At 69.7% G+C, this 21,762-nt stretch carries 17 protein-coding genes, 1 tRNA gene and 1 pseudogene; 12 read left to right on the top strand and 7 right to left on the bottom strand.

Translation table 11 applies throughout. The features are described from left to right. Positions 1–29 precede the first annotated feature (29 nt). Complete coding sequence (locus Q0480_RS09780; RefSeq protein ID WP_299132461.1) at positions 30–3,944, bottom strand: heme utilization protein; 3,915 nt, start codon at positions 3,942–3,944, stop codon at positions 30–32. Positions 3,945–4,224: 280 nt separating this feature from the next. Here Q0480_RS09780 and Q0480_RS09775 point away from each other — a divergent pair, with 280 nt between their 5' ends. Next, a complete protein-coding gene (locus Q0480_RS09775) occupies positions 4,225–6,087 on the top strand; it encodes a tetratricopeptide repeat protein (RefSeq protein WP_299132459.1) in 1,863 nt (620 codons plus the stop codon). A 7-nt stretch (positions 6,088–6,094) separates the two neighbouring features. On the opposite strand, the gene araD1 is transcribed toward Q0480_RS09775, so the two are convergent. The 4 genes from araD1 to chvE are packed head-to-tail and all read right to left on the bottom strand — an operon-like array spanning position 6,095 to position 10,908. Next, positions 6,095–7,069 (bottom strand): AraD1 family protein, encoded by a 975-nt coding sequence (gene araD1 / locus Q0480_RS09770; RefSeq protein ID WP_299132457.1) that lies wholly within the window; start codon positions 7,067–7,069, stop codon positions 6,095–6,097. 4 nt (positions 7,070–7,073) lie between these two features. Further along, complete coding sequence (gene mmsB / locus Q0480_RS09765) at positions 7,074–8,261, bottom strand: multiple monosaccharide ABC transporter permease (RefSeq protein ID WP_299132455.1); 1,188 nt, start codon at positions 8,259–8,261, stop codon at positions 7,074–7,076. Between the two features lie 4 nt (positions 8,262–8,265). After that, positions 8,266–9,789 carry a multiple monosaccharide ABC transporter ATP-binding protein gene (gene mmsA / locus Q0480_RS09760; RefSeq protein WP_299132453.1) on the bottom strand — a complete coding sequence of 508 codons (1,524 nt, stop codon included), beginning with the start codon at positions 9,787–9,789 and terminating at the stop codon, positions 8,266–8,268. A 57-nt stretch (positions 9,790–9,846) separates the two neighbouring features. Further along, entirely contained in the window at positions 9,847–10,908 is a 1,062-nt protein-coding gene (gene chvE / locus Q0480_RS09755) for a multiple monosaccharide ABC transporter substrate-binding protein (protein ID WP_299132451.1), read from the bottom strand. Between the two features lie 198 nt (positions 10,909–11,106). On the opposite strand from chvE, the gene Q0480_RS09750 reads away from it, so the two are divergent. The 4 genes from Q0480_RS09750 (at position 11,107) to Q0480_RS09735 (ending at position 14,375) form a co-directional block, all read left to right on the top strand. Continuing rightward, complete coding sequence (locus Q0480_RS09750) at positions 11,107–12,081, top strand: LysR family transcriptional regulator (RefSeq protein ID WP_299132448.1); 975 nt, start codon at positions 11,107–11,109, stop codon at positions 12,079–12,081. Between the two features lie 71 nt (positions 12,082–12,152). Further along, complete coding sequence (gene purM, locus Q0480_RS09745) at positions 12,153–13,196, top strand: phosphoribosylformylglycinamidine cyclo-ligase (protein WP_299132446.1); 1,044 nt, start codon at positions 12,153–12,155, stop codon at positions 13,194–13,196. 8 nt (positions 13,197–13,204) lie between these two features. Continuing rightward, positions 13,205–13,807, top strand: coding sequence for a phosphoribosylglycinamide formyltransferase (purN, locus tag Q0480_RS09740; RefSeq protein ID WP_299132444.1), 603 nt, complete (start codon positions 13,205–13,207; stop codon positions 13,805–13,807). Positions 13,808–13,883: 76 nt separating this feature from the next. Further along, positions 13,884–14,375 (top strand): copper chaperone PCu(A)C, encoded by a 492-nt coding sequence (locus Q0480_RS09735; RefSeq protein WP_299132443.1) that lies wholly within the window; start codon positions 13,884–13,886, stop codon positions 14,373–14,375. A gap of 51 nt (positions 14,376–14,426) precedes the next feature. On the opposite strand, the gene ndk is transcribed toward Q0480_RS09735, so the two are convergent. Continuing rightward, positions 14,427–14,849, bottom strand: coding sequence for a nucleoside-diphosphate kinase (gene ndk, locus Q0480_RS09730; RefSeq protein ID WP_299132442.1), 423 nt, complete (start codon positions 14,847–14,849; stop codon positions 14,427–14,429). Between the two features lie 164 nt (positions 14,850–15,013). On the opposite strand from ndk, the gene Q0480_RS09725 reads away from it, so the two are divergent. The 7 genes from Q0480_RS09725 (at position 15,014) to Q0480_RS09695 (ending at position 21,112) form a co-directional block, all read left to right on the top strand. After that, a complete protein-coding gene (locus Q0480_RS09725) occupies positions 15,014–16,870 on the top strand; it encodes an ABC-F family ATP-binding cassette domain-containing protein (protein WP_299132441.1) in 1,857 nt (618 codons plus the stop codon). After that, entirely contained in the window at positions 16,870–17,508 is a 639-nt protein-coding gene (locus Q0480_RS09720) for a MarC family protein (protein WP_299132439.1), read from the top strand. Before Q0480_RS09725 ends, Q0480_RS09720 begins: the two co-directional genes overlap by 1 nt. Continuing rightward, on the top strand, positions 17,505–18,083 hold the full coding sequence (locus Q0480_RS09715) for a TIGR02281 family clan AA aspartic protease (protein ID WP_299132438.1): 579 nt from the start codon (positions 17,505–17,507) through the stop codon (positions 18,081–18,083). Before Q0480_RS09720 ends, Q0480_RS09715 begins: the two co-directional genes overlap by 4 nt. Positions 18,084–18,341: 258 nt before the next feature. Further along, the gene (gene exbB / locus Q0480_RS09710) at positions 18,342–19,472 is read left to right on the top strand and encodes a tonB-system energizer ExbB (protein ID WP_299132437.1); all 1,131 of its coding nucleotides are present in this window, start codon (positions 18,342–18,344) and stop codon (positions 19,470–19,472) included. A 4-nt stretch (positions 19,473–19,476) separates the two neighbouring features. Continuing rightward, the gene (gene exbD, locus Q0480_RS09705; protein ID WP_299132436.1) at positions 19,477–19,914 is read left to right on the top strand and encodes a TonB system transport protein ExbD; all 438 of its coding nucleotides are present in this window, start codon (positions 19,477–19,479) and stop codon (positions 19,912–19,914) included. Then, positions 19,911–20,798, top strand: coding sequence for an energy transducer TonB (locus tag Q0480_RS09700; protein ID WP_299132435.1), 888 nt, complete (start codon positions 19,911–19,913; stop codon positions 20,796–20,798). Before exbD ends, Q0480_RS09700 begins: the two co-directional genes overlap by 4 nt. A 240-nt stretch (positions 20,799–21,038) precedes the next feature. Then, a tRNA-Cys gene (locus Q0480_RS09695) sits at positions 21,039–21,112 on the top strand. Between the two features lie 347 nt (positions 21,113–21,459). On the opposite strand, the pseudogene Q0480_RS09690 reads toward Q0480_RS09695, so the two are convergent. Continuing rightward, positions 21,460–21,762 (bottom strand): annotated as a pseudogene (locus Q0480_RS09690) (transposase); the annotation flags it as partial.

The following is a 21,762-nucleotide window of genomic DNA, read 5'->3' as shown; positions in this document are numbered from 1 at the left end:
CGGGACGGGCCTGCGCGGGAAGGTCGCGGTCAGAGGAACAGGGCGTTCACCTGCGCGCTGCTCATCGCGCCGATCTGGCTGGTGGTGAAGGCGGCGACCTGGGCGGTGCTCAGCGCCTTGATATCCACCGTCTCCAGCGCGGCGATCTGGGTCGTGGTCAGCGCCGAGATCTGCGCCGTGGTCAGCGCCCCCATCTGCGCCGTGGTCAGCGCGGTGATCGCCGGGGCGGTCAGGGCGACGACCTGGGCCGTGCCGAGCTTGCCGACCAGCGTCGAGGCGATCGAGGCCACCTGCGCCGTGGTCAGCGCCCCGACCTGCGCCGTCGTCAGCGCCGGCACCTGCGCGGTGGTCAGCCCCTTCAGCGCCGCCGTGGTCAGCGCCGCCAGATCCGCCGTCTCGATCGCCGCCACCTGCGCGGTGGTCAGCGCCGCGACCTGGGCGCTGCCGAACGCCGCGACCTGACCGGTTCCGAGCGCCGCGATATCCGCCGTCTCGAGCTTCGCCACCGAAGTCGCCGGCATCGCCGCGATCTGCGCCGTGGTCAGCGCCGCCACCTGGCCGGTGGTGAGCGCCACGATCTGGCCGGAGGTCAGGCCGGCGACCTGGCCGGTGGTCATCGCGGCGACCTGCGCCGTGGTCAGAGCCGCCACGTCCGCGGTCTCGAGCCGGGCGATGTTCGTCGCGGAGATCGCCCGGATCTGCGCCGTGGTCAGCGCCGCGACCTGCGCCGTGGTCAGCGCCGGCACCTGCGCGGTGGTCAGGCCGGCGATCGCCGCCGTGGTCAGCGCCGCGAGATCGGCGGTCTCCAGCGCCGCGATCTGGTCGGTGCCAAGCGCCGCGACATGCCGCGCGGCGAGCGCCGCCGCCTGATCCGTGCTCAAGGCCGCGACCTGCGCGGTGGTGAGGCCGACGATGCCGGCCGTGGAAAGGCCGCTGATCCTCGCGGTGGTGATCGCCGCGAGCTGCGCGGTCGAGAGCGCGCCGACCTGCGCCGATGTGAGACCGGCGAGCTGGGTGGAGGTCAGCGCCGCCACCTGCGCCGTGGTCAGCGCCGCCACGTCGGCGGTCTCGACCTTCGCGACCTGCGTCGCGGTCAGCGCCGCGATCTGCGCGGTCGTCAGGGCCGCGACCTGCGCGGTGGTCAGCGCCGGCACCTGCGCGGTGGTCAGCGCCATCACCTGCGACGTGGTCAAAGCCGCGATCTGCGCCGTGGTCAGCGCGGCGAGGTCGGCGGTCTCCATCTTGGGCAGCGTCGCGGCGGACAGCGCCCGCACCTGCGCCGTGGTCAGCGCCGCGGCCTGCGCGGTCGAGAGCGCCACGACCTGAGCCGAGGTCAGCGCCCCGACCTGCGCGGTGGTCATCGCGGCGATCTGCCCGGTCGAGAGCGCGACGATCTCCGCCGTCGTCAGGCTGGTCAGCGCCGTGACGGTCAGCGCCGCCACCTGCGCGGTGGTCAGGGCCGCGACCTGGTCGGTGGTCAGCGCGGCCGCCTGAGCGGTGGTCAGCCCCTTGATCGCGGCGGTGGTCACCGCCCCGAGGTCGCCGGTATCCACGGCCCGCAGCTGCGTCGTGGTCAGCGCGGCGATCTGCGCCGAGCCGAAGGCGGCGGTATGCGTCGGGGTCAGCGCCTGGATATCGACGGTCTGGAACGCGGCGATCGCCGTCGTGGTCAACGCGGCGGCCTGCGCCGAGGTCATGCCGACGACCTGGTCGGTGGTCAAGGCGACGACCTGCGCCGAGGTGAGGCCCTTGATCGCGGCGGTCGAGATGGCGCCGAAATCGCCGACCTCGATCGCCGGGATCTGCGTGGTGGTCAGGCCGGCGATCTGCGCCGAGCTCAGTCCGGCCCAACTGGCGCCGGCGATGCCGACGATGGCCTGGGTGCTCAGCCCGCGGATCGCGGTCGGGGCGATGCCCGAGACGCGCACGCCGAGATTTTCGACCTGCGGCCGAGACATGGCCGCGAGCTGGGCCGAGCCGAAGGCGCCGATCTGCGCGGTCGAAAGCGCGACCATCTGGTCGGTGGTCAGCGCAGCGACGTCCGCGGTCTCCAGCGCGGCGATCTGCGCCGAGCTGAGCGCGGCGATCCCGGCGGTACCGAGTGCCACGACCTGCGCCGTGGTCAGCGCGGCGACCTGCGCCGTGGTCAGCATCGGCACCTGCGCCGTGGTCAGCGCCGCGATCTGCGTCGTGGTCAGCGCGGCCAGATCGGCGGTCTCGACCTTCGGCAGCGCCGCGGCGCTCAGCGCGCGCACTTGCGCGGTGGTCAGCGCCGCGGCCTGCGCCGTGGTCAGCGCCACGACCTGCGCGGTGGTCAGGCCGGCGACGACGGCGGTCGACATGGCGGCGAGATCCGCCGTCTCGAACGCCGCGAACTGCGCGGTGCTGAGCCCGACGACCTGGGTCGCGGTAAGGGCGGCCGCCTGATCGGTGGCCAGCGCCACGATATCCGCGGTCTCCAGACCCTTGATCCCGGTCGCGGTCAGGCTCTTCAGCGCCGCGGTGCCGATCGCCGCGACCTGCGCCGTGGTCAGCGCGGTCACCTGCGCCGAACCGAGGGCGCCGATCTGCGCCGAAGTCATGGCCGCGATCTGGGCGGTGGTCAGCGCCGCGATATCCGCGGATTCCATGGCGCCGATCTGGGTCGCGGTCAACGCCCTCGCCTGCGCGATGGTCAGGCCGGCGACCTGCGCGGTGGTCAACGCGGGAATCTGCGTCGAGGTCAGCGCGGCGATCGCCGCGCTGCCGAGCGCGGCGACGTCCGCCGTCTCCATCGCCGCCAGTTGCGCCGTCGTCAGCGCCGAAACCTGCCGCGCCGACAGCGCCGCCGCCTGGTCGGTGCCGAGCGCCACGATCTGCGCGGTGGTGAGGCCGGCGAGGCCGATGTTCGACAGGCCGCCGATCTTCGCGGTGCCGATCGCCGCGATCTGCGTGGTGGTCAGCGCCCCGACCTGCGCCGAGGTGAGCGCCGCGAGCTGCGTCGAGCTCAGCGCGGCGACCTGCGTGGTGGTCAGCGCGGCGACATCGGCGGTCTCGACCTTGGCGACCTGGCTCGCGGTGAGCGCCGCGACCTGCGTCGTGGTCAGAGCGGCGACCTGCGCGGTGGTCAGCGAAGGCACTTGCGCTGTGGTCAGCGCGGCGATCTGCCCGGTGGTGAGCGCGACGACCTGATCGGTGGTCATCGCGGCGATGCCGGCGGTTTCGAGTTTGGCGATCGCGGCGACCGACAGCGCGCGGGTCTGGGCCGTGGTCAGAGCGGCGACCTGCGCCGTGGTCAGCGCCGGCACCTGCGCGGTGGTCAGGCCGGCGACGACGGCGGTGCCGAGCGCGGCGAGATCGGCCGTCTCGAAGGCGGCGATCTGCGCGGTTCCGAGCGCGGCGACCTGCGCGGTGGTGAGCGCGGCGGCCTGGGCGGTGCCGAGGGCGACGATGTCGGCGGTCTCCAGCCCCTTCACGGCGGTGACGGTCAGGCCCTTCAGCGCGGCGGTGCCGAGGGCGGCCACCTGCGCGGTGGTGAGCGCGGTCACCTGCGCCGAACTGAGCGCGGCGAGCTGGGCCGAGGTCATCCCCGCGACCTGCGCCGTGGTCAGGGCCGCCACGTCCGCGGTCTCGAGCTTGCCGACCTGCGCCGCCGTCAGCGCGGCGACCTGCGCGGTCGAGAGCGCGGCGATCTGCGCGGTGGTCAGGGCCGGAATCTGCGCCGTGGTCAGCCCGGCGACGACCGCGGTGCCGAGCGCCGCCAGATCCGCCGTCTCCATCGCCGCGACCTGCGCCGTGCCGAGCGCCGCGACCTGGGTCCGGGTCAGCGCCGCCGCCTGCGCCGTGGTCAGGGCGACGATCTGCGCGGTGGTGAAGGCCGCCATGTCCGCCGTGGTCAGGGCGGCGATGGTTTCGGTCGGAAGGGCCGCGATCTGGCTGGTGGTCAGGCTGGGTATCACCGACATTTTGCGCTCCAAAGCAAAGGGAAACCCGGTCTGGAACGACGGTCCGTCTGCCAGCGGGGTCCATTGGGCGAACTTTCTGTCGGCCTCCGGATGGCCGGTTTCTGGCAGAGCGCCGTTACCAAAATCTGAAACGAAGGGTGAACTCGGCGGGTCCATCGCCGTCATTTGTCGCGAGAACGGCGAAAATTCGCGACGTATCCCCGCCGCGGAATCGCCGGCTTTACCGGTTGTTCACCAGGACCGGCGGTTATGGGCGCGCATTCAGACGGGGACCCCGGCCATGACGCTCCAGACCGCCTTTCCGGCGCCGCCGACCAAGGAAGACGATGCCTGGCTGGGCGCGATCCTCGCCCGCGCCGGCGGACTGTCGGGCGCGACGCTGGGCGAGTCACCAAGGCTGGAGCGTATCGTCGCCGGGTTCGATCTCGACCAGTTGCTCCGCTGGACGGCCGTGGCCGGGGATGAGGCGGCGGCGCATCTCTATGACTGGTGGCTGGCCGCGCATCCCGCGCGCCCAGAGGCTTGCGGCGTCTGGTTCAACCTCGGCGTCTCGCTGGCGCGCCTCGGTCGCGCCGGCGAGGCGGCCCGCGCCTTTGCGCGCGCGCTGGCGCTGAAACCCGACTTTCACGAGGCGGCGATCAATCTCGGCCTTGCGCTGGAAGCCGATGGCCGGCCGGAGGAAGCCGTACTCGCCTGGCGCCGGGCCGTGCCGGGTCGCGACGCGCGGCGGCTTCTCCACCTGCATCTCGGGCGGCTGCTCGAGGAACAGCGCCAGCTGGAGCCGGCGGCGGAGGAACTGCGCGACTCGCTCGCCGTCTTTCCCGACCAGCCGGACGTGCAGCAGCATCTCGTGCATCTGCGCCAGCGCATGGCGACCTGGCCGGTGCTCGAGGCGCCGGGCCTCGCCATCGACGCCGAGACCCTGGCGCACAATTGCGGCCCGCTCGCCGCGCTCGCCCTGCGCGACGACCCGGCGTTCCAGACGAGCGTCACCCGCGCCTGGATCGAGCGCAAGGTGCCGGCCGCGCCGGAGCGCCTCGCGCCCGCCGCGGGCTATGACCATTCGCGGATCCGCGTCGGCTATCTCTCCACCGACTTCTGCCGTCATGCGATGAGCTACCTGATCGCCGAACTGCTGGAACGGCACGACCGCGCGCGGTTCGAGGTCTTCGGCTATTGCGCCTCGCCGGAGGACGGCAGCGACATTCGCGCCCGCGTGATCGCCGCCTTCGATCATCATGTGCCGATCACCGCGCTCGACGACGCGGCGGCGGCGCGTCGGATCCGCCGCGACGAGATCGACATCCTGGTCGATCTCAACGGCCTTACCCGCGGTGCCCGGCTCGGTGTGCTGCGCTGGAAGCCGGCGCCGGTACAGGCGACCTATCTCGGCTATATCGGGCCGGTGCCCCTGCCCGAACTCGATTGGATGATCGCCGACGCGGTGACGATCCCGGACGAAAGCCTCGCCGACTACGCGCCCGCGCCGCTGCGACTCGACGGCTGCTTTCAGGCGAACGACGGCCGCGTGCCGGACCTGCCGGCGGTGTCGCGGGCGGAGGAAGGGTTGCCGGAGGACGCCTGCGTCTTCTGCTGCTTCTCGCATCACTACAAGATCACGCCGGCGCTCTTTGACGCCTGGCTCGAAATCCTCGCCCGCTGCCACGGCGCTGTGCTCTGGATCGTCGACGACAATCCGGCCAGCCGGCGCGAGTTGACCGCGCGCTGGACGGCGGCCGGGCTGGCGGCGGAGCGCTTGATCTTCGCGCCCCGGGTCGATCCGATGCGCTATCGGGCGCGGCTGGCACTCGGCGATCTCCTCCTCGACACGACGCCCTACAACGCCGGCACCGTTGCCTCGGATGCGCTCCGCGTCGGACTGCCGCTGCTCACCTTGCGGGGACAGGCCTTCGCCGCGCGCATGGCGACGAGCCTGCTGACGGCGATCGGCCTCGAGGACTGCGTCGCCGACGATCTCGGCGACTATGTGACGCGCGCCGTTGCCATCGCAACGCATCCGGCGTTGCGGGCGGATCTGAAGCGCCGGCTTTCCGGGGACGCCTGGGCGCGGACGCTCGGCGACAGTGCCGGCTTCACCCGCCGCCTCGAAGCCGCCTACGAGCGGATCCGCCTGCGCCCCTGAAGGACGATCAGAGCGCCCGCACCAGGACGGGCTCCGGCGCCGCGATCCGCAGCGCGTTGCGCAGCGGCAGGCCGAAGGCGTCGGCGGTGATCTCGAAGACATCGCCCTCGCGGGTCTCGATCCCGTCGGCGAAGCTCAGCGTCGCGGTGCCGAGCATGTGGACATGCACCTCGCCCGGCTCGCGGAACAGCGCATACTTGAAATGATGGTGCTCGAGATTGGCGATGCTGTGGCTCATGTTCGCCTCGCCGGAGAGGAACGGCCTTTCCCAGATCACCGCTCCACCGCGCAGGATCCGGCTGGTGCCGCGCACGTCCCGGGGCAGATCGCCGAGCAGGATCTCCGGCCCGAAGGACGCCGGGCGCAGCTTGGAATGCGCCAGGAACAGGTAGTTCACCCGCTCCGTCACATGGTCGGAGAATTCGTTGGCGAGCGCGAAGCCGAGGCGTCGCGGCACACCGTCGGGTCCGATCAGATAGATGCCGGCGATCTCCGGCTCCTCGCCGCCGTCCCGCGCGAAGGAAGGGCTGACCAGCGCGGCGCCGGGGGCCACGGCCTGGGTTCCGTTGCCCTTGTAGAACCACTCGGGCTGAACCCCCGGCAATTCGGCCGGCTTGCCGCCCTCGACGCCCATGCGGAACATCTTCATCGAGTCGGTCAGCGTCTCCACCCCGGCATGCATCGCGTCGCGCGTCGTGGCGCTGCCGAGATGGGTGAGGCCCGTCCCGGTCAGATGCAGATGCGCCGGGTCGGGATGATCGATCGGGGTCAGCACCCGCCCCTCGCGCAGCGCCGTGGCGAGATCGATCGGCTCGGCGAGGCCATGGGCGGCGATGACCCCGGCGAGGCTCTGCCCGGCGAGGATCGCCTCCTGCGCGAGGTTGTAGGTCGTGTCGGCGCCGGCCACGAGGCGCGCCACCGCGCCGTCGCGCATCACCACCCGGCGCGCGCCATCGCTGTCGATCACCTGCGAGATCCGCATGTCGTCAGGCCTTGTTCTTGTTGTAGACGTCGAAGATCACGGCCGCGAGCAGGACCAGCCCCTTGATCACCTGCTGGAAATCGATGCCGACGCCCATGATCGACATGCCGTTGTTCATCACCCCCATGATGAAGGCGCCGATCACCGCGCCGACGATCCGCCCCACGCCACCCGAGGCCGAGGCACCGCCGATGAAGCAGGCGGCGATCACGTCGAGCTCGAACGAAACGCCGGCGCTCGGCGTCGCCGAATTCAGCCGCGCGGCGATGATCAAGCCGGCCAGCGCCGCCAGCATCCCCATGTTGGTGAAGACGAGGAAGACCAGCCGGTTGGTGCGGATGCCCGACAGCTTGGCCGCCTTTTCGTTCCCGCCCAGCGCATAGATCCGCCGGCCGATCGTCGTCTTGTTGGTGACGAAGGTATAGGCGGCGATCAGCACCGCCATGGTGATCAGGACGTTCGGCAGGCCACGCGCGGTCGCCAGCAGGAAGCTGATATAGACGATGGCAAACGCGATGATGCCGTTCTTCAGGAGGAAGAAGGCGAAGGGCTCCTCCACCGAATCGTATTTCGCCTGCTTCGCCCGGGTCCGAACCGCGCCCCAGACCAGCACCGCGGCCGCGCCGCAGCCCAGCACCAGCGCCGTCATGTTCAGACCGGCGCCGCCGAACAGGTCCGGCACGAAGCCCGAGCTCAACAACTGGAACGATTTCGGGAACGGCCCGATCGACTCGCCGTTCAGCAGCGCGAGGTTCAACCCGCGAAAAACCAGCATGCCGGCCAAGGTTACGATGAACGACGGTATCCGCCAGTAGGCGATCCAGTAGCCCTGCGCCGCGCCGATCGCCGCGCCGACCGCCAGACAGAAGATGACGGTCGGTACCACGGGATAGCCGTGGGTGACGATCGCGACACCGGCGATCCCGCCGACGAAACCGCAGACCGAGCCGACGCTGAGGTCGATATGACCCGACACGATCACCAGCAGCATGCCGAGCGCCATGATGACGATATAGCTGTTCTGCAGGAACAGGTTGGTCAGGTTCAGCGGCCGCAGCAGCACGCCGCCGGTCATGAACTCGAAGAAAGCCATGATGATGACCAGCGCCATCAACATGCCGTATTCGCGGAAGTTCGCCTTCAGATGGTTGCCCATCGTCGCGCTGGTCTGACTGTCCGGGATGCTTGCCATGGTTCTATCCGTTCAGGATCATGCGCATGATGCGTTCCTGGCTGGCATCCGCCGCCGCCAGTTCGCCCACCATGGCGCCTTCGTTCATCACATACACGCGGTCGCACATGCCGATCAGTTCGGGCATTTCCGACGAGATCATCAGCACCCCCTTGCCCTGCTCGGCCAGCGCGTTGATCAGCGTGTAGATCTCGTATTTCGCGCCGACGTCGATGCCGCGCGTCGGTTCGTCGAGGATCAGCACCTCGGGGCCGGAGAACAGCCACTTCGACAGCACCACCTTCTGCTGGTTGCCGCCGGACAGGTTCAGCACCTTCTGGTAGACCGACGAGCAGCGGATATTCATCCGCCGCCGATAGTCGAGCGCCACCTGCCGCTCGAGATGGGCGTCGATCACCCCCGCCTTCGCCACCCCCGGCAGGTTGGCGAGGGTAATGTTGTTGGTGATGTGATCCTCGAGGATCAGCCCGAGCCCCTTGCGATCCTCGGTGACATAGGCGAGCCCGGACGCGACCGCGTGCCCGACGGTGCTCACATCGATCGGCTTGCCATGCAACTTGGCGACGCCGGTTATATGGTGTCCGTAGGACCGGCCGAAGATGCTCATCGCCAGTTCGGTGCGGCCCGAGCCCATCAGCCCGGCGATGCCGACGATCTCGCCGGCCCGCACGTTCAGCGACACGTCGTGGATCTGCTGCCGGTCGGAATGGACCTGGTGAAAGACGTTCCAGCCTTCGATCTCGAACAGCATTTCGCCGACCTTGGGCTCCCGGTGCGGATAGCGGTCCGACATCGAGCGACCGACCATGTCGCGGATGATGTGATCCTCGCTGATCTCCTCGGCGGCGGTGTCGAGCGTGCTGACCGTCGACCCGTCGCGCAAAACGGTGATGCGGTCGGCGACCCGGCTGATCTCGTTCAGCTTGTGGCTGATCAGGATCGAGGTGATTCCCTGCTTCTGGAATTCCAGCAACAGGTCGAGCAGAGCCTGGCTGTCGGTTTCCTGCAGGCTGGCGGTCGGCTCGTCGAGGATCAGCAGCCGCACCTTCTTGCTGAGCGCCTTGGCGATCTCGACCAGTTGCTGCTTGCCGACGCCGATGTCGGTGACGAGCGTGGTCGGCCGCTCGCGCAGTCCGACGGTTTCAAGCAGCTTCGCGGTCCGCGAATAGGTCTCGTTCCAGTCGATCACCCCGCCGGTGGCGACCTCGTTGCCGAGAAACAGGTTCTCGGCGATCGACAACAGCGGCACCAAAGCCAGTTCCTGGTGGATGATGACGATGCCGAGATGTTCGCTGTCCGCGAGGTCGCGGAACTGCCGCGTCTCTCCCTCGAACAGGATATCGCCCTCATAGGTGCCAAAGGGATAGACGCCGGACAGCACCTTCATCAGCGTGGATTTTCCGGCGCCATTCTCGCCGGCCAGCGCGTGTATCTCGCCGGGCATCACCACGAGGTTGACATTGTCGAGCGCGCGCACGCCCGGAAACGTCTTGGTGATGCCGCGCATCTCCAGTATCGGCTGCGTCATCCGCTCCCCTCCGAAACGCCGGGGCGGACCCGTGGGCCCGCCCCGGAAGCCGGCATGTTACTGGATCTGGTCTTTGGTGTAGTAGCCCGAGCCGACCAGGACCTCTTCCCAGTTCGACTTGTCGACCTCGAGCGGCACCAGCAGGTAGGACGGAACGACCTTGACCCCGTTGTCGTAGGTCTTGGTGTCGTTCACCTCCGGCTCGCCGCCCGCCGCGACCGCGGTGACCATGTCGACGGTCACCTTCGCCAGATCGCGCGTGTCCTTGAACACCGTCGAATATTGCTCGCCTGCGAGGATCGACTTCACCGACGGCACTTCGGCGTCCTGGCCGGTCACCACCGGCATCGGCATGTCGCCCGAGCCGTAGCCGACGCCCTTCAGCGAGGACAGGATGCCGATCGACAGACCGTCATATGGCGACAGCACGCCGTCGAGCCGCGCGTCGGTATAGTTGGCGCTCAGCAGGTTGTCCATGCGGGCCTGTGCGGTGGCCGGCAGCCAGCGCAGCGTGCCGACCTTGTCCATGCCCATCTGGCCGGACTTCACCACCAGCGTGCCGTTGTCGATCAGCGGCTGCAGCACACTCATCGCACCGTCATAGAAGAAGAAGGCGTTGTTGTCGTCCGGCGACCCGCCGAACAGCTCGATGTTGAACGGACCCTTGTTCTCCGGGATGCCGAGACCCTTGAGAAGGCTGTTGGCCTGGAGCACCCCGACCTGGAAATTGTCGAACGTCGTGTAGTAGTCGACGTTCGGCGTGTCGCGGATCAGCCGGTCATAGGCGATCACCTGAATGCCGGCCGATTTGGCGTTCTCCAGCGCGTTCGACAGCGTGGTGCCGTCGATCGCCGCGATCACCAGCACATCGACGCCCTGGACGATCATGTTCTCGATCTGCGCCAGCTGGTTCGGAATATCGTCCCCGGCGTATTGCAGGTCGGTCTTGTAGCCCGCCGCCTCGAACTGTTTCACCATGTTGCTGCCATCGGCGATCCAGCGGGCCGAGGTCTTGGTCGGCATGGAAATACCGATGGTGCCCTTGTCCTGCGCCGCGGCGGGCATCGCCAGCGCGGCGACCAGCGCGGCGCCGGCCAGAACCTGCGTTAGAAATTTCATGAAGCTCTCCCTGTGGGCAGGATCCAACCGCCGCCAACCGACGACACCTTCCAAAGATCCAGCGTTTCCTCCTGATCGGACCGGCGCGCGTTCGCGCACGTCGCGGCTTTGACCGATCCACAGCATAGAGCCGGCTCGTCATACCGCGCAAATGAATTATTCGTCGCATCTCATACCCGATATGGTATGTCTTTCATCATGACACTGGACGCCACCGAATTCCCGAAACCCGCGCGCGGCGCGGAACGCCTGATCGGTCGCGGCCTGAAGCTGACGCACCTGCGACTGATCGCAGCGCTCGCCGAAACCACGCAATTGACCGCCACCGCGCGGGCGCTGTCGATCTCGCAGCCCGCGGCCTCCCGCCTGCTCGCCGAGGCCGAGGGAATCGTCGGCCATGCGCTGTGCGAACGGCGGGCCAAGGGCATCGCGCTCACCGCGGCCGGACACGCGCTCGCCGCCCGCGCACAGGCCGTTCTGCTCGAAATCGCCGAGGCAGGGCGCGAAATCGGCGACGTCGCCGCGGGTCGCCTCGGCACGGTCTCGCTCGGGGCGGTCACGGCGGCGGCCGTCGATCTGGTGGTCCCCACACTGCAACGGCTGCAACGCCAGAACCCCGGCCTGCAGGCGAGCGTCGATGTCGCGACCAGCGACGTGCTCATCGAGGATCTGCGGCGCGGGCGGCATGACTTCATTGTCGGTCGGGTGCCGATCTCCATGGATCCCGCCCCGTTCGAAATCCGGCCGCTCCGCCCGGAGGTCGTGGCCTTGATCGTGCGCTCCAACCACCCGCTGGCGCAGCGGGCCAGTGTGGGCGCGCGCGATCTCGCGCCCTATGACTGGGTGATGCAGCAGCCGGGCTCGCTGCTCCGGGCGACTCTGGAGGAAGCCCTGCTCGAGCGCGGGTCACCGCCACCGAACTGCCGCCTCTCCACTTCCTCGCTGCTGCTTACCCTGGCACTTGTCACCCGCTCGAACGCGATCGCGCCGGTCTCGGCCGAGGTCGCGCGCCTCGTCTGCGGCCAGGGCGGGCTCGGCCGGGCCATCGCGACGCTGCCGATCGACTTCTATGTCGAGATCAAGCCCTTCTGCCTGATCCGCCTCCGCGGCCATCGTCCCTCGCCCTCCGCCGCGCTGGTTCAGGACGCGCTGCTCGAAGACTTTCGCGGCTGACGGCGCTGTTCCCATCCGCCGCGACTTGGGCTAGAGCGGGCCGCGCGGCGGCGGACGAGGGAGAGACACGGGTGACGGAGCGGCGAAACGGCCTGACCTACGCGGACGCGGGCGTCGATATCGACGCGGGCAACGCGCTGGTCGAACGGATCAAACCCGTGGCGAAGCGCACCGACCGCGCCGGCGTCATGGCCGGCCTCGGCGGTTTCGGCGCCCTCTTCGACCTGCGCGCCGCCGGCTACCAGGATCCGATCCTGGTCGCCGCCACCGACGGCGTCGGCACCAAGCTGCGGGTCGCCATCGAGAGCGGGCGGCTCGACACGGTGGGCATCGATCTCGTCGCCATGTGCGTCAACGATCTCGTCTGCCAGGGCGCCGAACCTCTGCTCTTTCTCGACTATTTCGCCACCGGCAAGCTCGACGTGGCCGAGGCGGCGGCGGTCGTCGCCGGTATCGGCAAGGGCTGCCTGCGCGCCGGCGCCGCGCTCGTCGGCGGCGAGACGGCCGAGATGCCGGGCATGTACGCCGCCGGCGATTTCGACCTCGCCGGCTTCGCCGTCGGCGCGATGGAGCGTGGACAGGGCCTGCCGCGCGACGTGTCCGCGGGCGACGTTCTGCTCGGCCTCGCCTCCAGCGGAGTGCATTCCAATGGCTACAGCCTCGTGCGCCGCGTCGTCCAGAGCGCCGGCCTCGACTGGGACGCGCCCTCGCCCTTCGGGAGCGGCACGCTCGGCGAGGCCCTGCTGGCGCCGACGCGGATCTATGTGAAGCCCGTGCTCGCGGCCATCGCGGCGGGCGGGGTGCATGGGCTCGCCCATATCACCGGCGGCGGCCTGACCGAGAACACGCCGCGCATGCTGCCCGGAGATCTCGGCGTCGAGATCGACCTCGGCGCCTGGGACTTGCCGCCGGTGTTCCGCTGGCTGCGGGCCGAGGCGGGGATCGCGCCGGCCGAGATGCTCAAGACCTTCAACTGCGGCATCGGCCTCGTCCTCGCCGTGGCACCGGAGCGGGCCGAGGATTTGGCCGCCCTCCTCGCGGCCGAGGGCGAAACCGTCGCGGTCATCGGCCATGTCGCCCCCGGCGCCGGCGCGCGCTTTTCCGGCGAGCTGTGAGCGCCGGCTTGTCCCGCCGTCGCGTCGCGATCCTGATTTCCGGCGGCGGCTCGAACATGCTCGCGCTGCTCCGCGCCATGGCCGATCCCGCGCATCCGGCCGCGCCCTGCCTCGTCCTCTCCAACCGGCCGGGCGCGCGCGGCCTGTCGCTCGCCGCCGAAATGGCTGTGCCGACCGCCTGCGTCGACCATACCGCGTTTCGCGGCGATCGCGCCGCCTTCGAGGCGGCGATGGCCGAGCCGCTGCGGCGCGCGGGCGCCGAGATCCTCTGCCTCGCCGGCTTCATGCGCGTCCTGACGCCCGGCTTCACCGCCGAGTGGCGTGGGCGGATGCTGAACATCCATCCCTCGATCCTGCCGCTCTTCCCCGGCCTCCATACCCATGCGCGCGCGCTCGAAGCCGGCATGGCGGTGCATGGCTGCACGGTGCACGAGGTGACGGGCGAGCTGGATTCCGGCCCGATCCTTGGCCAGGCGGTGCTCGCCATCCGGCCCGGCGACACACCTGAAACCCTCGCGGCCCGCCTGCTGCCGCTGGAGCACCGGCTCTATCCCGCCGTGCTCCACCGCTTCGCCACCGGTGACCGCGAGAGGATCGCGCTGTTCGAATGATCCGGCGCAAGAATTTGGCACGCCGCCGGGGAGACGTTAGGACCGCGCATCCGCAGCGCGTGAAAGGAAAAGCGAAATGAAATTGCCCTTCTCCGCGATGGTTGTCGGACTGCTGGCGGTTCTCGCCGACGGCTCCGCGGCGCATGAGTTCACGGCCGGACAGCTGGTGATCGAGCATCCCTACGCCCTGGAGACGCCGGCGACCGCCAGGACCGGCGCCGGCTACATGAGCATCGTCAACCACGGCGACCGGCCAGACCGGCTGATCGCCGTGCGCGCGGAGTTTCCGTCCGTCACGCTGCATGTGACCGAGGTGGATGCGAGCGGCGTCGCCCGGATGAGAGCGCTGGACGCGGTGGAGATTCCGGCCGACGGGGCGGCCACGCTGGAGCCGAAGGGCGCGCATGTCATGTTCATGGGCCTGACCGGGCCGCTGGTCGCCGGCGACAGGATCGCGGCGACGCTGGTCTTCGAGACGGCGGGCGAGGTGCCGGTCGTGTTCAATGTCGAGCCGCGCAAGGCAGGCGGGTCGGACGCTGGTCACGACGGCATGGACATGACCCACTGAGCGGGCGCCGGCGGTCCGCCGCGTAGCGCGGAGGCCGCCTGCCCGCGCGGATCAGCCGACGATTTCGAGGCCGGAGAAGAAATAGGCGATCTCGACGGCGGCGGTATCCGCGCCGTCCGACCCATGTACCGAATTCTCGCCGATCGACAGCGCGAACTCCTTGCGGATCGTGCCGGCGGCGGCGTCGGCGGGGTTGGTCGCGCCCATGACCTCGCGGTTCTTCAGGATCGCCTCCTCGCCTTCCAGCACCTGGGCGACGATCGGGGCCGAGGACATGAATTCGGTCAACTCGCCGAAAAACGGCCGGTCCTTGTGCACACCATAGAAGGCCTGGGCCTGGGCCAGCGTGAGATGGATCCGCTTCTGCGCGATGATGCGCAGGCCAGCCGCTTCCAGCTTGGCGTTGATCGCGCCGGTCAGGTTGCGCCGGGTGGCGTCCGGCTTGATGATCGAAAAAGTACGCTGCGTTGCCATTGTCATCCCTCGCATTTTGCGCGCCGCAGTTAGCATGCGCCGCCGGTCTCGGGGAAGCGGAAAACGCCCCCGCGATTCGCGGAACCAGGACCGCCGGCAGGCGCGCGCCACGCTCACGTCCGGTTCGGTTGACAAGTCCGGCCGACCACGCCAAATCGCTCGCCATGCTCGCGTTCAAGAACATTTCCTTCACGTTGGAGGGCAAGAAGCTCTTCGACGATGCCTCGGCGCTCATTCCCGCCGGGCACAAGGTGGGGTTTGTCGGACGCAACGGCACCGGCAAGACCACGCTCTTCCGGTTGATCCGGGGCGAGCTCGCCCTCGACGGCGGCGAGATCGAGGTTCCCCGCCGCGCCCGGATCGGCGGCGTGGCGCAGGAGGCGCCGGCGACGCGCGACAGCCTCGTCGAGACCGTGCTTCTCGCGGACACCGAGCGCGCCGCGCTGATGAACGAGGCCGAGACCGCGACCGAGGCCGGGCGCATCGCCGAGATCCACGCCCGCCTCACCGATATCGACGCCCATTCCGCCGAAGCGCGGGCGGCGGGCATCCTGCACGGCCTCGGGTTCGACGCCGAGGCGCAGGCCCGACCCTGCGCCGATTTCTCCGGTGGCTGGCGAATGCGCGTCGCTCTGGCCGCCGTGCTGTTCTCGCGGCCCGATGTGCTGCTGCTCGACGAGCCGACGAACTATCTCGACCTCGAAGGCGCGATCTGGCTGGAGAATTTCCTTCGCACCTATCCGCACACCGTGCTCGTCATCAGCCACGACAAGGATCTGCTCAACCGGTCGGTCGGGGCGATCCTGCATCTCGACCGGCGCAAGCTCACGCTCTACCAGGGCAATTACGACACGTTCGACACCACGCGGCGCGCCCGGCTGGAACAGCTCGTCTCCGAGAAGAAGAAGCAGGACGCCGCGCGGGCGCATATGCAGTCCTTCGTCGACCGCTTCAAGGCCAAGGCCTCCAAGGCCCGCCAGGCCCAGAGCCGGATCAAGGCGCTGGAGCGGATGAAGCCGCTGGCGGCGATCGTCGAGGATCATGTGACGGGCTTCAACTTCCCGACGCCGGAGGAGCTGTCGCCGCCAATCATCCGGCTCGAGGATGTCTCGATCGGCTATGGCCACCGGCCCGTGCTCACCGGGCTCGACCTGCGCATCGACCAGGACGACCGGATCGCGCTGCTCGGCGCCAATGGCCAGGGCAAGTCGACGCTGTCGAAGCTGCTCGCCGACCGACTCCAGCCGATGCATGGGCGCAAGCTCGCCTCCTCGAAGCTGCGTGTCGGCTATTTCGCCCAGCATCAGGTGGACGAGCTCGAGATCGACGAGACGCCGCTCCAGCATATCGCCCGGCTGCGACCGGAGGAGACCCCGGCCAAGCAGCGCGCGCGGCTCGCCGCCGGCGGCCTCGGCGCGGATATCGCCACGACCGAGGTGCGGCGGCTGTCGGGCGGCCAGAAGGCGCGGCTGAGCCTGCTGCTCGCCACGATCGACGCGCCGCACCTGATCATCCTCGACGAGCCGACCAACCATCTCGACATCGAGAGCCGCGAGGCGCTGGTCGAGGCGCTGACCGAATATGGCGGCGCGGTAATCCTCGTCAGCCACGATCCGCATCTGGTGGAACTGGTCGCCGACCGGCTGTGGCTGGTCCGCGACGGGCGCGTGCGGCCGTTCGATGACGATATGGAGGCCTATCGCCGGCTGCTGCTGTCCGAACGCGGCGGCGCGCCGGTCCGCGCCCGCGAGGAGAAGCCCCGGGCGAAGCCGGCGGCGCGGGCGAGCGGCCCGCTGCGCGCCGAGGTGGCGAAATGCGAGGCGCGGGTGGCGAAACTCGCCGAGATGCGGGACGCGATCGATTCGCGGCTGGCCAATCCGATTTTCTACGCCCGCGCCAATCCCACCGAAATGGCGAACCTGCGAAGCAAGCGCGCCGAGGTCGAGGAAGGCATCGAACGGGCCGAGGCGCTGTGGATGGCGGCGCTCGAACGGCTGGAAGCGGCGGGTGAAACCGGCTGATGGGTTTCGACGCGCTGGTCACCACCTTCGTGACGCTGTTCGTGGTGATCGATCCGATCGCGCTCGCACCGCTGTTCGTCACCCTGACCCGCGGTATGCCGAGCGCCCGGCGGCGTCGCGTCGGCCTGCGGGCGGTGGTCGTCGCCTTCGGCCTGCTCGCGCTCTTCGGCATCGCTGGCGAGCCGCTGCTCTCCGCGATCGGCATCGGCCTGCCCGCCTTCCGCATATCCGGCGGGATGCTCCTCTTTCTGATCGCGGTCGACATGCTGTTCGAGAAGCGGACCGAGCGGCGCGAGCGGCACACGGCCGAGGCGACGGCCGATGACAGCACGCCCGACCCGTCGGTCTTTCCGCTGGCGACGCCAATGATCGCCGGGCCCGGCGCGCTCGCCACCATGATCCTGCTCGGCGGCCAGCAAGCCGGGAACCCCGCCGGTCTGATCGCCGTCAATCTCGTGATGGTGGCCACGCTCGGCGTCACCTATCTCGCCTTCCGCGCCGGCAATATCATCGAGCGCGCGCTCGGTGCCACCGGTGTGCTGGTGGTGACGCGCCTCTTCGGCATCCTGCTCGCGGCGCTCTCGGTGCAGTTCGTGTTGAACGGTCTGCGCGATCTCGGTGTCCTGAGCCTGCCATGACCGGGGACGATATCGCCCATGCGATCTATCTCGTCATCCTCCTCGTCTTCCTGCTCGGGGTTTTCACCGTCGGCGGCCGGAACATGGGGCGAAAGCTGCGCGACCTGCTGGTCTGGGTGCTGATCTTCGCCATGGTGGTGATCGCCTACGGCTTTCGCGACCGGTTGAGCGAGGGGCTGTTTCCCTCCGGCACGCGGCAGGTCTCGGCCGACGCGATCGAGCTCCGCCGCCTCGACGACGGGCATTTCCACGCCGATCTCGAGGTGAACGGCGCACAGGTCCGCTTCATCGTCGATACCGGCGCGACGCAGTTGGTCCTTTCCCGGGACGACGCGGCGGCGGCGGGGATCGATGTCTCGAACCTCGCCTATCTCGGCCGCGCCGAGACTGCGAACGGCCCGATCGCCACCGCGACCGTGCGCCTCGACGAAGTCACCTTCGGCGATTTCGTCGACCACGACCTGACGGCGAGCGTCGGCGCCGGCGATCTCGGCGTCTCGCTGCTCGGCATGGATTATCTCAACCGCTTCGCGAAGATAGAAATCTCCGGCGACGTCATGCGGCTCACGCGCTAGCATCGCCGGACGTTTCGCTACCGGGCGTTTCCGCCCGGCAGCCGGTGCCTCCGCGCCGCTTCGATGTCGGCGAAAAAGCTCCGCGACGTCCGGTCTTGGCATTTCCCGCCTTCCCGACTAATTTCGACAGGAATCCGGGAGCGGGCCGTTCCGTTCTCTGCCAGCGAAGCCGCCTTCGCGCGCTCAGCCAGCCAGCACGACAGTTGACAGGTGGGCTCTCCCGAGACGGGAGAGGCAAGCGAGAGGTGGGGAATGGGGATGGACGCAACCAAGGCGCGGGTCGCGGCGTGGCGGCTTCCGCTTACCGCGCCGCGGATGGCCGCGCTGGTCGTCGCGCTGGCAACGCTGGCTCCCGCCGGCGAAGCCCTGCACGCGCAGGAAACCCCCGCGAACCCGCCGCCGGTGGTCGCGGCGCCCGCGCCGCTGCCGGGTCCGACGGCCGCTCCGGACCTCGGGACGGTCGCGGCGGAGCCCGGCGCGGCTGTTTCGGCTACCCCGCCCGCGCAGGCCATCGTACCGGCGGAAACGTCTCCAGCCCCGATGCAGGCTCCGACACAGACGCAGGCGGGCGCGCCGGAAGCCGCCGCGAATACGCCCGCCCTTCCCTCGTCCGCCGCTCCGATTCCGACTCCGGCCCCGGTCGCCGACCACGCCCCCACGACCAGCCTCGCACCCATCCATCCGCGGAGTGATCTCTCGCCCTGGGGCATGTTCCTCGCCGCCGACACGGTGGTGAAGGGCGTGATGATCGGCCTCGCTCTCGCCTCCCTCGTCACCTGGACGGTCTGCCTCGCCAAGAGCCTCGAACTTCTCGCCGCCAAGGCACGGCTCAGGCGCGGGCTGCGCGCGGTCCTCGGCGCGCGCTCGCTCGGCGATCTCGCCGACAGCCCTGGCGCCCGGCGCGATCCGGCATCTGTGATGGCCGCCGCCGCCCGGCACGAGGTCGAAGCCTCCGCCGCGGCGATCGACGCGGCGAGCGCGGGCGGCCTCCTCGACCGGGTCGCCTCGACTCTGTCGCGGATCGAGGCGCGCATGGGTCGCCGTCTGACGCTCGGCACCGGACTGCTCGCGACAATCGGCGCGACGGCGCCCTTCGTCGGGCTTTTCGGCACCGTCTGGGGCATCATGAACAGCTTCATCAGCATCTCGGAAACGCAGACCACCAATCTCGCCGTGGTCGCGCCCGGCATCGCCGAGGCGCTGCTCGCCACCGCGCTCGGCCTCGTGGCCGCGATACCGGCCGTGGTGATCTACAACCATTTCGCGCGGTCGATCACCGCCTACCGGGCATTGCTCGCGGATACCGCCGCCGGGGTCGAGCGGCTGGTCAGTCGGGATCTCGACCTCGAACGGCTGCCCGCGCCCGCGCTGCGCCGCGCGGCGGAGTAGCGGCATGGCCGGCAGCCTGCGCCAACGGGGATCGGGCGACGACCTCGAGGTGACCCACGAGATCAACGTGACGCCGTTCATCGACGTCATGCTGGTCCTGCTCATCATCTTCATGATCGCCGCGCCGCTGGCGACGGTGGACGTGCCGGTCGATCTGCCCGGCTCGACCGCGACGCCACGCCCGCGCCCGGCTGATCCGATCTTTCTCACCGTCCGCGCCGACAAGTCGCTGGATCTGGGCGAGCAGCCCGTCGCGCCGGAGGCGCTCGGGCCCGCGCTCGACGCCCTCGCCAAGGGTGACAAGGAAACGCGCGTCTTCCTGCGCGCGGACAAGACGGTCACCTATGGCGACCTCACCGAGGCCATGAACCTGCTGCGGAGCGCTGGCTATCTCAAGGTGGCGCTGGTCAGCCTCGAGACACCGCCGCCGGCCACCCCATGACCATGCCGATCGGCCTCGCGCCTGACGACCGGCTGTCGGGGAACCAGGCGACGCTCTGGCTGACGGCGGCGGCGGTGGTCGCCGCGGCGCATGTCGGCGGCGTGGTCTGGGCGCTGCAGCGGCCGCCGAGCACCGCGCCGTCGGACTCCGCGCCCGCGGCTGTGATGATCGAACTCGCGCCCGAAGCGGTGGCGCCCGAGGCCCCGGAGCCGATGATCACCCCCGACGCCGCCGACGCGCCCGATGTGCCGGACGCGACCGAACAGCCGACGCCGCCACCGCCGACCGAGATGGCGGCCCTGCCCTCGCCCGAGACGCCGCCGCCGACCCTCGCCCCGCCGGAGATCGTCGAGGCGCCCGTCGATACACCGCCGCCGCCGGACCCGACGGTGGAGCCGCCACCTGCGCCGTCCGAGGTCTCGCTCGCCCGGCCGCTCGCGCGCCCCGAGACACCGCCGCCTCCGCCGGCCGAGAAGCCCGACCCTAAGCCGGTGCGCGAGGTCAAGGAGAAGCCGTCCCAGGCCGCGCGCAAGGCGGCGGTCGAGGCACCACCCGCGCCGACGGCGGCCGCGCCCAAGACCTCGGCCGGCGGCGCCGGATCGGTCGCGCCCCAGAAATGGCAGGCACGGCTGATGGCGCATCTCGAACGCCGCAAACGCTATCCGGCCGGCGCCAAGGGCCGCCGCGAGGAGGGCGTGGTCTATGTCCACTTCTCGATCGACGACCAGGGTCGGGTACTGTCGGTCGCGCTCGCCCGCTCCTCAGGCTTCCGCGAGCTCGACGAATCCGTCCTGTCTCTGGTCCGCCGCGCTTCCCCGGTCCCGGCCCCGCCGCCCGGCGCCCCCCACGACATCACCGCCCCGGTCCATTTCAACATCCGCTGAGGCGCGCGCGGCGTCGGCATCGGACGCCTCGTCACGGTTCCGAACGGCCCGGGTCGGCGGAGAAGGCGTTCGGCTGCCAGGATAGTCGTTTGACCCCGGATTCCGAAAAGCCGAGGCGCGGCGGGAGATGGCCGCCAGTAGAGCACGGGAGACGAGAAAGTGAACGGAGCGGAACGGTGAAAGCCCGCCTGATATCCGCTTGCAGGCCGAACCCGCCAAGCATATGAGAACGTTCAGCGAGGCGACGTGGCGGAGTGGTTACGCAGCGGATTGCAAATCCGTGCACACCGGTTCGATTCCGGTCGTCGCCTCCAGTACTTGGCGGAAACCGCCAGGCTGTTTCGCAGCCCGTTTTGCAGAAGCCGCCGCCAGACGCGCCATTGCCGCGTCCGCGGCGGTCCGGTTCATGGCCGCGTAGACCTCCACCATCGCCGCCGCTTGGCAGGCTGGCCCGCGATCCCCCTGGAGGGGTCAGGGTATCCGATCTCCCCGATCAGGTTGCCGGGATGAATGTGGCCTCTGACGTGACCCCGATCCCTCATCCGCGGACGACTGGAATCGCGGGCTGAGAATTGCGCGAGAGCGCGACGGTAGCAACGGGCGTCGGTGCGAAGCTTTCCGACTGGCGCAGCGCCGGCGCTCGTTGCGGTTTCAGGCCCGCGGCATAGGCGACGGGCGTCACGTATCCGATCGCCGAGTGCGGCCGCTCGGTGTTGAAATCCTGAACCCAGCCGGCAATCACCGCGCGGGCATGGCCCAGCGAGAAGAAGAGGTGCTCGTTGAGGCATTCGTCCCGCATCCGCCCCTGGAAGCTCTCGGCGCAGGCGTTCTGGGTGGGTTTGCCCGGCGCGATGTAGCGCCAGTCGAGCTTGGCCTCCTGAGTGAAGGCCAGGACTGCCGAGGAGGTGAACTCGGTGCCCCTCGCCATGGTCTCTCGGACCAGTGGCGTTCCCATGGCTCGATC

Origin of the sequence: uncultured Amaricoccus sp., from assembly GCF_937891315.1 — a bacterium.
Taxonomy (GTDB): Bacteria; Pseudomonadota; Alphaproteobacteria; order Rhodobacterales; family Rhodobacteraceae; genus Amaricoccus.
This window is presented reverse-complemented; position numbering and strand designations above follow the sequence as displayed.

Coding starts and splice junctions, on each gene's coding strand:
- exbD (WP_299132436.1), top strand. CDS start 19,477: ATGGCCGGCAGCCTGCGCCAACGGGGATCGGGCGACGACCTCGAGGTG.
- mmsB (WP_299132455.1), bottom strand. CDS start 8,261: ATGGCAAGCATCCCGGACAGTCAGACCAGCGCGACGATGGGCAACCAT.
- Q0480_RS09700 (WP_299132435.1), top strand. CDS start 19,911: ATGACCATGCCGATCGGCCTCGCGCCTGACGACCGGCTGTCGGGGAAC.
- araD1 (WP_299132457.1), bottom strand. CDS start 7,069: ATGCGGATCTCGCAGGTGATCGACAGCGATGGCGCGCGCCGGGTGGTG.
- exbB (WP_299132437.1), top strand. CDS start 18,342: ATGGACGCAACCAAGGCGCGGGTCGCGGCGTGGCGGCTTCCGCTTACC.
- Q0480_RS09750 (WP_299132448.1), top strand. CDS start 11,107: ATGACACTGGACGCCACCGAATTCCCGAAACCCGCGCGCGGCGCGGAA.
- Q0480_RS09780 (WP_299132461.1), bottom strand. CDS start 3,944: ATGTCGGTGATACCCAGCCTGACCACCAGCCAGATCGCGGCCCTTCCG.
- Q0480_RS09715 (WP_299132438.1), top strand. CDS start 17,505: ATGACCGGGGACGATATCGCCCATGCGATCTATCTCGTCATCCTCCTC.
- Q0480_RS09735 (WP_299132443.1), top strand. CDS start 13,884: ATGAAATTGCCCTTCTCCGCGATGGTTGTCGGACTGCTGGCGGTTCTC.
- Q0480_RS09775 (WP_299132459.1), top strand. CDS start 4,225: ATGACGCTCCAGACCGCCTTTCCGGCGCCGCCGACCAAGGAAGACGAT.
- Q0480_RS09725 (WP_299132441.1), top strand. CDS start 15,014: ATGCTCGCGTTCAAGAACATTTCCTTCACGTTGGAGGGCAAGAAGCTC.
- chvE (WP_299132451.1), bottom strand. CDS start 10,908: ATGAAATTTCTAACGCAGGTTCTGGCCGGCGCCGCGCTGGTCGCCGCG.
- ndk (WP_299132442.1), bottom strand. CDS start 14,849: ATGGCAACGCAGCGTACTTTTTCGATCATCAAGCCGGACGCCACCCGG.
- Q0480_RS09720 (WP_299132439.1), top strand. CDS start 16,870: ATGGGTTTCGACGCGCTGGTCACCACCTTCGTGACGCTGTTCGTGGTG.
- mmsA (WP_299132453.1), bottom strand. CDS start 9,789: ATGACGCAGCCGATACTGGAGATGCGCGGCATCACCAAGACGTTTCCG.